The sequence below is a fragment of the Deinococcus sp. genome (genome assembly GCF_018260405.1).
GTDB lineage: Bacteria > Deinococcota > Deinococci > Deinococcales > Deinococcaceae > Deinococcus.
The window spans coordinates 21,986-36,302 of record NZ_JAGLBG010000013.1 but is presented as its reverse complement, the minus strand read 5'-3'; the positions used below and the strand labels follow the sequence as shown (position 1 = coordinate 36,302).

Below are 14,317 nucleotides of genomic sequence, written 5' to 3'. Positions count from 1 at the left end.
TGAGGAGCGACGTACTTATTTTTCTTGCGCTCCAGGTCACTGATGCGCTTCTTTAGCCGGGTGTTCTCTTCGCGGAGTGCCTTATTCTCGGCTTCCAAGGCGGCAACCCGCTCGGTCAACTACCGGATGATGTCCAGCAGCTCTGCGACCGTCGGCGTCTCCGTCATGACCAGAGCTTACCTGCTCCAGTGCCTGCCGAGAGGGGATCGCTAATCAGATACCCAAATTCTTAAAGCCCCTGCTTCAGCGCAGGGTTTTTCGTTCAAGAGTCCGTCGCGCCGAATGGACTCCCCTCACGCCCTCAACCCAGTCGCCAGCCCCCGAGCGGCCAGTGCAGACGGCGTAAAACGGGGCGAGACAGCCGGTGTTCACGGTCATCACAGTGCCAGCGCTGCACTTCCTCTACCAGTAAGGCGTTGAGCTTCTTGAAGTAGCCAACCTTGAGATTGTGAATCTGCTTTGGCCCGTCGGAACCTTCGATTACGATGTGGCTCCCTGCGTGCTGAATTAGTTTCATATCTTATGGTGACAGAAGTTTGTGAAGTTTTCGTCAGTTTGGCCCTGCATCCCTGGTGTCCATGGCCCTGGCTATTCAGCCGGGAGTGGAGGCTCCGTGCCTATCGGTGACAGGCCCAATCGGGATCACTTGAAAGTCTGAATGATGAGAGAAAAGGCACTGGCGGTAGTGCACACTCGGTCACTTGAGTTGTCCAGCAGGTCAGAACGCGACGTCAACTGACCACATTAGGGGGCTCCCAGTGGCAGCTCCGCGTATCTGGGAAAAGCGCCTGAATCCGCTCTACTTTTCAGCTTTACAAGTCCACTTCCACCACCAGCTCCTTTTGCCTGCTCACGGTCTACCCGGCAGGTACTAATTAGGCAGGGCGGTCAGTGGGCCAAACAGTGATTTCAAACGAACCATAAACCGTCTCAAAGTCCTGGGCCACAGCCGGAACGGGTATGCTGGGGGTATGGCCTCAACTCATGTATCACGGTCTTTCTCGATGCCCCTGTTTTGGGTGGTGCTGGCACTGACGGCGGGCGCGGGCCTCGGCATCGGCACGGCGGCGGCGTTGCTGGCCCGCAAAGGCCGACCGCTGCCCGACGACCCCGACGCCCCACTGTTTATCTGATCGTTCTAGACTTCTCACTGCGGGCCTTGGCCCCGCTTGCCCCTTGCCTCTGAGGGCTATCAGTCGGTTAAGTCGCCAGTCCGGTGAAAGCTGACCCGTTCGTAAAGGGCAAGCTCTAAAGATTCATCTTCTGGCCGTTAGAATATTCGGACCTATGCCGAGCATTTCGCCTCTCCCGCCCCGTCCTACGCCCCATGGTGACCGGAGCGCGGGGGTCCGGCAGAGTGGGCCATGACCGGGCAACCTGCGCCGAATCCCCGGCCACACGGCCAGCAGGAGGGGAATAAACCACCGGGCCGCGCCAGCCACCGGGCGCGTCGGCGCTGGCCCTGGGTGCTGCTGGGCACCGGACTGGTGTTCGGCGGCCTGCTGGCCTACTCGCCCACCCTGTTCGGCGGCCTGCTGATCTCGCGGCTGGGCAGCCAGATCGGGATCGGCACGGCGGGGGTCTCGGGGCCGCTGTGGTCGCCGCGCCTGTCGAACACCACCGTTACCCTGCCGGGCGTGGAGGCCAGGGCGGGCACCGCCAACGTGCGGGCCGTGTCGGTCAATCCGCTGACGCGCACCGCCCACATCAAGGTGGCGCTTAGCAACGCCGACGTGAAGCTAAACCTCGAAAAACTGTTCGCGGGCAGCGGTAAAAAAAACGGTTCCGGAGGTGGTGGGGCTGGCTGGAATGTCGTCGTCGATGGCGTGGAGGTCAAGAATTCACACCTGAGCGTCGACGGCCAGGGCGTGAACATTCCCAACCTGACGGCCCAGGTAGGCCGCAGCGCCGACGGCAAGGTGCTGCTGCACGGGCACACGCAAGACGGCCCCCTCAGCGCCCAGCTGATTGTGGGCACCAACCGCGCCGGGAGCAATAAATTCACCGTCAATATCGACTCGGACGCGCGGGTCGTCCGGCACTACTGGAAGGGTGTGGAGGCCGGGCGGATCAAGGGCAGGTACGTGTTCGGCGACGGCCCGGTGCGCGGTGACCTGCGCGTGATCGACGCGACGTTGCGCGTGCCCGAGGCCAGATTCGTAACGATCAAACACGTGCGCGGCAACGTGACCCACCGCGATCAGAACATCGGCATTCAACTTGCCGGGGTCGGCTGGAACGGCCCGGTGAACGCCAAAGGCGGCGTCGACCTGAAGGCCAAGCACTGGACAGTGACTGCAAACGCCGCGCCGACCATGTCGGGGCTTGCCAAAGCGCTGGGCACCACCGGCGCGGGTGACCTGAAACTGCGCGTCACGGCGGGCGGCTGGAGCACCGTGAGGGTCAAGGCCTACGCACAGGGGGCCGGAACACTGGCCGGGATCAACTTCGACCAGGGCAAGGCCGAATACAGCTATCTCAGTCGCGACAACGCGGGCAAGGGCCAGACCAATACCCTGCAATTCAGCGCCCGCACCAAACTGGCCGGAGAACAGCGCCTCGCCGGGGAGTGGGCCTTTGGACGGGCTGGCACTGCCAGCTGGAAAGGCCATTTTGCCAGCAGGCCGCTCGATCTGGCCGCCCGCATAGAGGCCAGCAACGACATCAGTCTGGTCGGACAGGCCCTCGGCGGCCCGGCTAGAGGTACGGTGGCGCTCAAGAACCTGACGATTGCCGCCATCCTGAACCCCGACTACGGCGCGGCGAAAGCCAGAGTCGCCGTCAGCGGCACCCCATCCGATCTCAGGGCAGTCATCACGAACGGCGCGGCGGGGCCATTTTCCCTGAGCGGCACGGCGCAGCTGAACAGGGCGGGGCTGCAAGCTGACCTGGGCACGCTCAAACTAGACCTCGACCACAAGTTTAGGGGACGCTGGCAGGCCCGGAACCTCAAGGGCGCGGGCCTCACCCTGAACGGCGCGGGGCCGCTTGACCTGACGGGCGGCGACCTCAGTGGGCAGCTTCAGGCCAAAGTCCCCGGCCTAGAACAGCCGCTCAGCGGGCCGTTTCAGCTGAACTACGTGCGTCAGCGTGGCACGTTTACCCCCGGTGCCCAGCGGCTGACCTGGCTGGGTAACCGCTACCGGGTGCAGGCCAGTAATCTGGGCGTGGTCGGCGGAGTAAAGGTCAGCGGCGACGTCACTGTGGACAACAAATTGCAGGCGTTCGGCCAGATGAGGGTGCGGGGCAACGGGTACAACCTGAGCGCCACCGCGTGGGGTTCGGTCGCCAGCCTGCGCGGAACGGCGGGAAACTACACCGTGCTGGCCGACACCAGTCTGCGTGCGCCTTATCTCACCACTGCGCGTATCCCAGGCGCGGACATTTCCGGCACGTTCAGCGTGCAGGGCGGCGTGCATTTCGTGCTGAATACGGCGGGCGAACGGGTGATCGGGGTGCTTGACGGCCAGAACTGGAACGCGACCGGGCGGGTGAATCTGGCGGCGCTGCGGCCCCTGCTGCCCGTTAAAGACCTTGGCGGCACCCTCGACCTTCACCTGGCCGGGCTGGGCGGCACGGCGCAGGTCAACGCGGTGGCGGCGGGTACACAGATCACGGGCACCCTCAAGCGCGTGAGTGCGGCGGGGACGGGTGGGCGCCTCCTGGCGAATCTCAGCGCCCTGCTGCCCAAGGTCAACGGCGAGCGCCCACGGGCGCAACTGGCCGGACAGGTCTACCCGGGCGTGCAGGCCAGCGGCACCGTCACCTACCGGGGGCAGACGCTGGACGCCGCACTCTCGGGGCCGTATGACCACCTGGCCGCGCACCTGACCGGTCACACCGCGCCGCTTTCCTTTAGCGGGGTCACGGTGCCTGCCCAGGCCATTGACGTGACTGGCACCCTCACCCCCAGGCTGACTGCCAGCGGGCGCTGGGGCGATCTGAACGCCAGTTACGACGGCGCGACGGGGCTGGTGCGCGTGACGGGGGCGCAGACCCTGACCGCCTTTGGGCAGACGGGCCGCGTGCAGGGCCGCGCCAGCTGGGGGCCAGGATTCAGGGGCATGGTGGACGCCCGTGGCTCCCTCGACCAGTACAGCGTCGCGGCCACTGGCCCCTGGAGCCGCCTGAACGTGCAGCTGGGCGACGGCGAGGGCCTGCGCGGCGTGGGCACCGCCTCCCTGCCTGCCGGAAAATATAATGTGAGTCTCAGCGGGCCACTGACCGTGCCGGGCCAGGGCACCCTGATCGTGAACGGCAATATTCAGGGCACCGGGGCGCACCCGACCGGCAAGGTCTACGTGACCGACCGCTCGGGGGGCAAAGCCAGCATTACCCTTGACGGCTTCGACCACCTGAGTGCCTACGCCCAGAACCTCACGCTGGGCAGACAAAAGCTTCAGGGGCAGCTCAATGCACGCGGCGGCGTGCTGACCGGGCGTCTGAAGGCCGGGCCGCTGGACGTGGTGGCCGCAGGCGGGCGCATCCGGGCCAGCGGCGAGTTCTCGGGGCAGCAGATCGCCGCCAGCGGCAAACTGACCCTGCCCGCCACCGTTTCCGACCTGCACATTCGCACCAGCGGGCCTTACTTCACTGCCAGTGCCCAGGGCAGCGTCGCCAACCTGCGCGGCACCGTGCGGCTGAACGCCCAGTCGTTCGGATCGGGGGCCGCCAGGGTGATTTTGCCCGCCCAGAGCTTTCCACTCAGCGGTTCACTGACCGGTGCCCGCGCCACTGTCGGCGGCCTGAGTTGGCGCAGCGGCATCTGGAGCGGCGAACTAGGTCTGCGCTACGCCCTGCAAACGCAGCTGGGACGGCAAAACGGGCATCTGCGCCTCGCCGGAAACGCCAAGACACTGACCGCCTACCCGACTGGCCCTCTTGGCGGGCAGTTACAGGTGCTGCCCAGCATCGGCGGCACGCTCTCGGCAGACATTGCACCGTATCTGAGCCTGCTTCCGGCCAACCTGCGCCCGCTGATCGTGCCGGGCCGCCTGGTCGCGCAGGTCACGGCGACGGGCGCACACCTCAACTTGCACCAGACCCAGTATCTGAAACAGCCCCTGGGCCTCGACGCGCAAGTCAACTGGCGCACGCCCAGCGGACAGCAGGGCGTGCAGGTCAGGGGCGTGTTGTCCCACCCCGGCACCCGCCTGCCCGTGCTCTACGACGGACACAACCTGACGCTGAGCCGCGCGGTGCTCGATGCCCGCGCCCTGCAACCCGCGCTACCGAACGCGACCGGGCAGCTCAGGCTTGACCTGAACGTGCCGGGGCTAAATTTTGGGCAGGCGACCGGACGGGCCAACGTGAATCTGAGTGTGCAGGGACAGCACGCGCTCGGCACGGTGACGCTGGACGCCGGGCAGCTGTCGGCCAACTTGCAAAGCGACCTGTCCGGCGTGGCAGTGCAGGTACGCGGCCCGGTCTACCCCAACGCGGACGCCGTTCTGAGTGCCCGGAAGGGAGCCGACCACCTGAGCGCCAGGGTCACCGGACAGGCCGCCCGCACGCTGACGCTGCGCGGCAGTGGGGCGTTTGGGGGCAAGGCGCTGAGCTTCACGGCGGTGGGCCAGGGCCTGAGCACGGCAAATCCCAGCGCCCGGCTCAACGCCGCCGGGGCAGGTGCGCTGGCCCAGCTAAGCCTGAGCAAAGGCGCGGGCAGCGGCCTGGACGCCTGGAAAACGAGCGGCACCCTCAACGTGTCCGACCTGAAAGCCCTGGCTGGCACCTCTGGGCAGGTCAGCGCGGCTATCGGCGGCAGCCTGGGCTACCTGCGGGTAAACGCGGTGGGCGAGGCGCAGGGCATCAGATTCAGTGCGCCTGCCACGTACAGCGGCGGCAAAGTGAGGGTCACGGCGGCGCACGCCAGCCTCAAACAGGGCGACGTGACCGCGACTGGTACGGTCTTTCCCGCCCTCGACCTGCGGGGCGCGGCGGATATTCACGGGGTCTTACCGGGACGCTACGACGCCCGCGTGACCGGCACCTTTGCCCACCCGGTCTTGGACGTGCGGGGCGAGCTGGCCGACGATTTCAGCGGCCTACAGGTCAGGGGCACCCGGTTGCGGGCGCGGCTGGCAGGCAAAGACTGGAAGGCCGACTTCAGCGGAGCCAAACTGTCGGGCACGGCACGCGGGCGGCTGGGCCAGAACGCGGCAGGGGAACAGAACGCGGTGGGCGGGCTGCAAAACGCCGCGCTGACGCTGCATACCAGCTACGTCAGCGGCACAAATACCGTGCGCCTCGACGGGCCGTTCGACTGGAACGCCCGGACGGGCTGGCGGGGCAAACTGCACGTGGCGGGTGACGTTCCAGGCGGGCCGCTCGACGCCTTCCTGACTGGCAGCGGGCCGCTGCACGTGGCCGGTACGCTGGGCGCGGGCCGCCAGCAGGCCGGATTCACCGCGCAGCTGCCCGCCGGGTTGCCGCTCAAGCCTGCGGGCACCGTCAAGGTAACTCAGCTGGACGCCGGAGCGTTCTGGGGCCGGGCCGGGCAGCTGCGGGTCACCGGCACGGCGCAGTTCGGCGGCGCCGCCTGGAACCGGGTCAGCGCGACCTTTGCCGGGCACCTCGACGATGTCCAGGGCGAACTGACCAGTGACGTGCAGGCCAGCTACGTGCAGGGCAGTGACGTGCAGGCCAGTTTGCGGGGGCCGCGCCTCAGTGCTCAGGGCCAGCTGCGCGACGGGCGCTACGACGTGACCCTCAAGAGTCAGCCGGTGCATCTGGCGCGGCTGCTTCCGGCCAGCCTCGCGGTCGACGCGCTCACTTTCGGCGGCGACGTGCAGGCCCAGGGCCGCCTGAGTCGCGGGCCAGAACTGCTGACGCTGAGTAATGTCAACGTGCAGGCCGAGCACAAGCAACTTGGCCCCGTGACCCTTAGCGGCTCGGCGCGGTATATCCCGGCGGGTACGGGCCGCGTCGAGGCCCTCAGCGCCGACCTGCGCGGCACCCTGCGCGGCGGCACCTTCTCGGCGCAGGGTGTCCTGGGAACTTCGGGTGTCCTGGGGATGGCCAGTCCGGGCGGCCTGAACGTGCTGGTGAGCGGTGTGCAGACACAGTACGGCGACACCACTTCCTTTGGCAGGGGCAAAGTAGACGCCGCGCTGCACCTGAGCGGCCCCGTGCGCGACCCCTTCCTGAGCGGGCAGATCAACGCCGCGACTGAGCAGTTCAAGGCAAATGCGGTGGTCAGTGGACGGAGCAGCGACCCCACGGCCCACGCCAAAGTCGAACTGCTGGGCCAGACCAGCGGCCTGCTGTACGCCGACGCCCGCCACCTCGACCTCAAAAACGGCACGGTGCAGGCGAAGGTGTACGGCACGGTGCACAGTGGGGCTGGCCGCGCCCAGGTCGATCTGGCGGGCACCTGGCCAAGAATGGTCGGGCAGGTGCGGGCGCAGGTCAGCGGCCTCAGGCCCCCCGTGGTGCTGCGGGGCGGGGGAGATGGCCGCTACACCCTCGACGCCGGAAATCTGGGCGGTGGCACGGTCAACCTCGTCCAGGCGGGCAGTTTTGTGCCGGGCCTGAGCGGGCAACTGATCTTGCGTCCCCTCGCAGCGGTGGCGGGCAGCAGCGGGCAGGCCGAGGTGCTGGCGAACGTCAGTGGCAGCCTGAGCAGCCCGCAGGTTAGTGGCCGCGTCACGGCGACCACCGCCAGCGCCGCCGGAGTCACGCTGCTTGATACGGCAGGGGCGTTCAGCCTGGGTGCTCAGGGCCTCAGCGGCAGCCTGACGCAGGCCGGAAAGACTGTTGCCACCCTGAAGGGACAGGACGTGGCCCTGCAAGACCTGGGCCTGAGCGCGGCGGGCAGCACCGTCCGGGCCAGCGGCACTGCTAGGCTCAACGGCGTAGCCGACCTTGCGCTGACGGCGGTGGGCAACGTCAGCGGCAACCTCAAGGCGACCTACAACGCCGGGGCGCTGGGCCTCAGCGGCAACGTCGCTTCACAGGGCCTGAACAGCGTGCTGAACCTCCAGGCCAGCCAGGAAAGCGGCTGGCGGGGCACGGCGCAGGTCACGGGCGGGCCGGGCGGCGTGCTGAGCGCCCCGGCGAACCTGAAAGTCAGCGGGCCGTTCGGGAGTCCCCTGGTCAGCGGTAACGCCGGACTGCTCGGGGCCACGGCCAAGATCGTGGCGAGTTCCCAGGCCGTGCAGGTGCGTCTGGTCGACGGCCCCGGCGCGACGGCCAGCGGCGCCGTCGAGTTGCGGCCCGACCAGCGGGGCCAGTGGCAATGGTCGGGGGCCACCAGCCTCAGCCGCCCCGAACTGAGCCTCAGCGTCACGCCCAGCGGCCCCCTCGCCGAGCCGCAACTGCTGCTTAGCGTGCGCCGGGGCGAGTGGCGGGCGAGCGGCACCGCCAGCAAGTCCAGCGCCGATCTGGCTGTCAGCGACGGACTAAAGGACGGCACGCTGGTCTGGAAGAATCAGCAGGTGCGCGCCGATCTGCCGGGGCTGGATCTGGCGCGGCTGCAACTCGGCGGGGTCAACGGACTGGTCACGGCGCAGGGGCAACTCGGCACCAGCGACCGGAGCGGCCTGGTCACGTTCACGGTCAAAAACTTTACCAGCCCGCAGGAATTGCCTGTCGTGGGCCTTAAGCCTGCGGGCGACCTCAGTGGGCAGCTAAGCCTCGACAAAGGTCTGGCGCAGGTCAAGGCCACTGCCGTGCTGAACGCCGGAACGCTGAAGCTGAGCGCCGCGCAGACGCAGGTGCAAGGCAAATTGCTCTGGACCGGTGCGCTCAGCGGCAAGCTCACCAAGGATCGGGGCAGCGTGGCGCTCAACGTCTCGGCAGATGCGGGCGGGCTGCGCGGCGGGGCACAGATCAGGAATTTTGTCGCCACTGCGGCGGGGCGCACCGTTACGGTAGACGGGCAGGCCACCCTGAACGGGCAGACCTTCAGGGCTGACCTGAGCGCCGGGCAAAAGCGGGCCACCCTGAGCGCCGAGGGCGGCATCGCCGACGTGCTGCCTGCGCTGGAGAACCTCGTGGCGCTCAAGCCGACTGGCGAAGGCTACAGCGCCCACGCCCTGCTTGGCGACGCAGACGTGGCCCACCTGAACCTCGCGCCGGGTCTCAAGGGCAAGGTCAGCGGCGAGGCCACCTTCAACGACGGCGGCGGCACGTTCTTGCTTAAATCCGACAGCCTGCAACTGGGGCCAAAAACCCTGCCCACCCGCGTGGAAGGCACGCTGGTCGGCGGCAGCTGGCGTCTGCGCGGGTCGCTGGGCGAATCGGACTTCACGGCGGGCCTGAGCGGCGGCGCTCAGGTCTTCGGGCAGGCCAACCTGCGGGCCTTACCGCTCGGGGCCGTGGTGGGGGCCGTGACCGGCACGACGCCGGGTGAGGGCGTGGTTACGGGGATCGCCAGCTTCCGCTTCCCCGTGAACGACCCGGCAGCGGGCACAGCCACCGTAGTCGCCGAACGCATCCGGGTCAGCACCACCGTCCAGATGGACGCAGCGGCAGACGCGAGTAAGGCAGCGGTCAGCCAGGCCGCAACTGGGCAGACAGTAGCCCCCCAGGTCAAGGCCCCGATTACCGAGGTTCTGACGGGCAGCGGCTCGCTCGACTTCGCCAACCATGAACTGCGCAACATCAACGTGCAGCTTTCGGGCGCGGGCACCTGGGACATTCAGGGGCAATACACCCGGCAGAAAGTAGACCTGAACGCCAAATTTACCGACACGACCTTTACGCCGGTGCTGCGGCTGATTCCGGGCCTGACCGACCTGCAACCCAGTCTTAAGGGCACCATTACCCTCAGCGCCGCCGGAACCTACGCCCAGCCGCGTGGGCTGCTGCGGGCGCAGAATCTGGTGGGCAGCGTGGCAGGTCTCAGCCTCCAGATTCCCCAGTTCGCGGGCGACCTGCCCGACAGTGGGGCGTTTACGGCGGGGGGCCATATTCTGACCGGCGGCACGGTGGGCACCGACGGCACCCTGAACCTTACCGGGCAGCTGACCTCCGGAAAACTCAGCGGCACTCAGGTCAAATTTAGGGGTCTGCTGGCCCCCCAGGCGCTCGGGGCGCTGCCCAACACCACTGCCACGCTCTCGCAGGACGCCGACCGCTGGCTGCTTGACCTCCAGAGCCTAAGCAGCACGGCGGCCACCGGCGCGGGCAGCCTGGAACTGAGCGGGGCGCTCTCGCCGAAATGGGACCTGACCCTGAGTGCCAACAATTACAACCTGCCGCTGGCCCTCATCTATGCCAAGGAAAGTGCGCTGAGCGGCACGCTGCGGGCCGTGGACGACGGGCAGCTTATTCATGTGGGCGGCTCGGCTGACTTTGCCCGCCTGATCCTGGGCCGGGTCAATGCCCCCAGTACCATTCCGGCCCCTGGCGCGGCTGCTTCAGGCGGCGCGGCCAAAGCCAACAGCACTTTCGTCAGTCCGCTGCCCGAGCAGTACACCACCTTCCCTAAACCGCAGATTGCCGCCAGCGACGCGGCCAGGACTCAGAAGCCCGTCTTGCCCTTCCTGGAGCGGCTGGTGCTCGACGATATTTCGCTGCGTGCGCCGGGCGGTATCCGCGTAGACGAGAATCTGGCCCGCGCCGAATTCAGCACGGCGGGGCTGACCGTCAGCGGCACGGTAGGCGACCCGCGCATCAGCGGCGACATCATCTCGCAGCGCGGCAGCATCTTCCTGCGCGAAAACGAGTTCAAGATCACAGACGGCCACGTCAAATTCAGCGGTAACGACCTGTACCCCACCTTTAATCTGGTGGCGCAGGGCACCGTTCCTTCCAGCACCACCAACCAGCAGGTTCCGATCACGCTGTCGGTCAGCGGCGATTTCCGCACCGAGGCTGGGCAGCCCAACGTGCTGCACCTGGAAACCAAACTGAGTTGCAGCGATCCCAGCGCCAGCGCCTGCGTCAATCCTTCTAGCGGCGCTCCTTACGGTGAAGCCGAACTGTACGCCCTGGTCGCCATCGGCATGCCTGACCTTTCCACCCTGCCCAACAACCTGACCGCCCTGGGCACCAGCGCCTTGCAAACCGCCCTGAACGTCTTTGTGCTGGGCGAAATCGAGCGTACCCTGGCCAAGGCCCTAGGGGTAGATGTGCTGCGCTTCAGCCCCACGCTCTCGTCGGACGGCAACCTGAACGCCACGTTCACGGTCGGTTCGTACCTGACCCGCGACCTGTTTTTGCAATACCAGGTCGATCTGCGGGGCAACGGGCTGGTCGGGGCAAAGTACACCACCCCCAACAATAGGTTTACCTTCGAGGCCAGCACGCCGTTCAACGGCCTGAACCTGCAAAGCGTGCGGCCCAACATCAGCGCCGCGTACAACTTCAATAAGCGCACCAGCTTCAGCGTGGGCATCGAAAACTCGGCGACCACCGCCAGCACGCTCTACAAGTTCAACGTGGTTTACCGTCTGGGAGCCAAATAGAGTGGGGTGGGCACGCGGCTCCAGCGCCAGATTCGGCAAAACCTGTTCCAGCCCCCTGGAATTCGGATCATATTCTTGTGACAACCTCACTGTTAGGTTAAGACCATCAGGGATTGTTCGTGCGCCTCAGACCGGGTCGCCGCGCTTAACCCAGAATCTGGAGGGATAACATTGGCTCTTTCAATTGGTGATCGGCGGCTCGGTGCCATTTTGCTCGAACAGGGGTATCTCAACGACTCCGAACTGCAAAAGGCGCTCACCCGTCACTCGGAAGTGGGTGGGCGACTGGCCGACGTACTGATCGATTCCGGCGTGGTGGCCGAAAAACGCATTGCCCGCGCCATCGAAGAAGCGTTGGGGATTCCGCTGGTCAGTCTGGCCGTGGTGAACCCGGAACCCGACGCCCTGGCCGCAGTGAATGCCCAGACTGCCCTGAGCGTTCAGGCTTTTCCGTTCGGCCTGGAGGGTGACAAGCTGCGTGTAGCGCTGGTCGACCCCCTGTCAAGCTACGCCATCGAGGCCCTGGAAGACGACAGCGGCCTGGAAATCGAGCCGTACCAGGCGCTGCGCGAAGAGGTTATGTGGGCCATCGCGACCCATTACCCCGAACTAAAGCTGGACATCAAGCTCCCGGCGATCAGCAGCGAAACCTCGGGCCGCATCGGGCAGCTTCTGATCGCCGGGTCGCTAATCACGGAGGCCCAGCTGGAAGTCGCCCTCGACGCGCAGCAGCAGACCGGGGAAGCTCTCGGGAGCATTCTGGTTAGCCAGAAGGTCATCACCGAAGAGCAGCTGTACAAGGCCCTGGCCGAGCAACACGGCCTGAACTACCTTCAGACTCCGGGCGGCTTCAATCCCTCGGAAGAAATTCTGGGGGCTATGCTGCGTGCCGACGCCCTGCGCCTCGCCGCCGTGCCGGTTGACGAAACCGATTCGGCGGTGCTGGTCGTGACCAGCGACCCGCGCAAACGCGCCGATATCGAAGCCCTGGTGGGCCGCCCCGTTCAGCTGATGCTGGCCCGCCCGCGTGAAGTCGAACGGCTGATCGAGGAATATTACCCGCAGCGGGGCCGCCTGGGTGAAGCGCTGGTGCAGCAGGGCACGCTCTCGCGCACGCAGCTGCGTGAGGCCCTTCAGGTGCAGGCCCGTGAAGGCAAGGTCAAGCCGCTGGGCGAAGTTATTCTGAACCTGGGTTTCGCGTCGCCTGAAGAGGTAGACAGCGCCTTGCAAAAGCAAAACGCTGGTGGGGGACGCCTGGAAGACACGCTGGTGCAGTCGGGCAAACTAAGTCCCGAGATGCTGGCCCGCAGTCTTGCGGCGCAGCTGGGCTACGAATTCCTCGACCCGGTTCAGAATCCGCCCGACGCCAAGGTGGTCGCCGAGAGCGACATTCAGGAAGCCACGGCGCGGCGCTACGGCGTTATTCCGGTGCGCCTCCAGGGGAACGCGATGGTCGTCGCCATGAAAGACCCGCGCAACGTCTTTGCGCTTGACGACCTGAAACTGATCACGGGCCGCGAAATTATTCCAGCCGTCATGTCCGAGAAGGACATCATCCGCCTGATCGAGCGCTACTACGGCACTAGCGGCATGGCCGAGCTGAACGAAAAGCTGCGTAAGGACGCTTCTAGCCGGGAAGAAGACGTTGACCTGAGCGCCGGGATGGACGACAACGCCGTGGTCAAGGTCGTTGATCAGCTGATTCGTGAAGCGGCCCTTCAAGACGCCAGCGATATTCATATCGAACCCACCGACTCGGCGGTCAAAGTCCGCTACCGCATCGACGGTTCACTGCGCGAACAGCCCGACCTGCCCAAAGCCGCCGCCGCCAGCGTACTCGCCCGTATCAAGATCATGGGCAAGCTCGATATCGCCGAGCGCCGCATTCCGCAGGACGGTCGTGTGCGTTTCAAGAAAGGCAGCATCGACCTCGACCTTCGTCTTTCGACGCTGCCCACCGTGTACGGCGAAAAAGCCGTCATGCGTCTGCTGCAAAAGGCCAGCAACATTCCCGAAATCGAGCAGCTCGGTTTTTCGGATTACAACCTTCAGCGCTACATGGACATCATCGAGCGCCCCAACGGGATTTTTCTGGTCACCGGGCCGACGGGTTCGGGAAAATCGTTCACCAGTTTCTCGACGCTCAAGCGCATTGCCCGCCCGGACAAGAACACCACCACCATCGAGGACCCGGTGGAATACGAGATTCCGGGCATCAACCAGTCGCAGGTCAACAACGCGGCGGGCATGACCTTCGCCAAAGCCCTGCGAGCCTTTTTGCGACAAGACCCCGACATCATCTTCGTGGGGGAAATCCGGGATACCGAAACCGCCGGAATCGCCGTAGAAGCCGCCCTCACGGGCCACCTCGTGCTGGCGACGCTGCACACCAACGACGCCCCCGGAGCGATTACCCGTCTGGAAGAAATGGGCGTCGAGAGCTTCAACATCTCGGCGGCGGTGGCGGGGGTGCTGGCCCAGCGTCTGGTGCGCCGGGTGTGTTCCGACTGCAAGGCCCCGACCAACGCCGACCCGGATGTGCTGCGCCGACTCGGTATCACCGAGCGTGAGCTGCGCGGCGCTCAATTGATGCGCGGTGCGGGCTGCCCACGCTGCGGCGGTACCGGCTACAAGGGCCGTATGGGGATTCACGAACTGATGATCGTCGACGACCCCGTTCGCAAGGCGATCAACTCAGGCAAGGCCGCCGCCGACATCAAAGACACCGCCATCGAGCAAAGCGGCATGAGAACACTGCGCCAAGACGGTATCGAGAAAGCCCTTCAGGGAATGACTACCCTCGAAGAAGTGCTGGCCGTCACCGCGAGCTAGAGCAGTTCTGCGAATGATGGGCACGTCGGAAAAACGCCGCCGCCCCCTTCATTCTACGCCTTGCTCTTTTTTCA

Annotated in this window: 4 protein-coding genes; 3 read left to right on the top strand and 1 reads right to left on the bottom strand. The window is 66.0% G+C overall.

Features of this window, described 5'->3' with window-relative positions:
* Nucleotides 1-301: 301 nt before the first annotated feature.
* On the bottom strand, nucleotides 302-517 hold the full coding sequence (locus tag QZ269_RS03355; RefSeq protein WP_291424300.1) for a hypothetical protein: 216 nt from the start codon (nucleotides 515-517) through the stop codon (nucleotides 302-304).
* A gap of 454 nt (nucleotides 518-971) precedes the next feature.
* Here QZ269_RS03355 and QZ269_RS03350 point away from each other — a divergent pair, with 454 nt between their 5' ends.
* From QZ269_RS03350 to QZ269_RS03340, 3 genes are all read left to right on the top strand, one after another.
* Nucleotides 972-1,133 (top strand): hypothetical protein, encoded by a 162-nt coding sequence (locus QZ269_RS03350; protein WP_291424298.1) that lies wholly within the window; start codon nucleotides 972-974, stop codon nucleotides 1,131-1,133.
* A 231-nt stretch (nucleotides 1,134-1,364) separates the two neighbouring features.
* On the top strand, nucleotides 1,365-11,411 hold the full coding sequence (locus QZ269_RS03345) for a translocation/assembly module TamB domain-containing protein (protein ID WP_291424296.1): 10,047 nt from the start codon (nucleotides 1,365-1,367) through the stop codon (nucleotides 11,409-11,411).
* Between the two features lie 171 nt (nucleotides 11,412-11,582).
* Entirely contained in the window at nucleotides 11,583-14,243 is a 2,661-nt protein-coding gene (locus QZ269_RS03340) for a type II/IV secretion system protein (protein WP_291424294.1), read from the top strand.
* Nucleotides 14,244-14,317: the final 74 nt, after the last annotated feature.

Coding starts and splice junctions, on each gene's coding strand:
- QZ269_RS03345 (WP_291424296.1), top strand. CDS start 1,365: ATGACCGGGCAACCTGCGCCGAATCCCCGGCCACACGGCCAGCAGGAG.
- QZ269_RS03350 (WP_291424298.1), top strand. CDS start 972: ATGGCCTCAACTCATGTATCACGGTCTTTCTCGATGCCCCTGTTTTGG.
- QZ269_RS03355 (WP_291424300.1), bottom strand. CDS start 517: ATGAAACTAATTCAGCACGCAGGGAGCCACATCGTAATCGAAGGTTCC.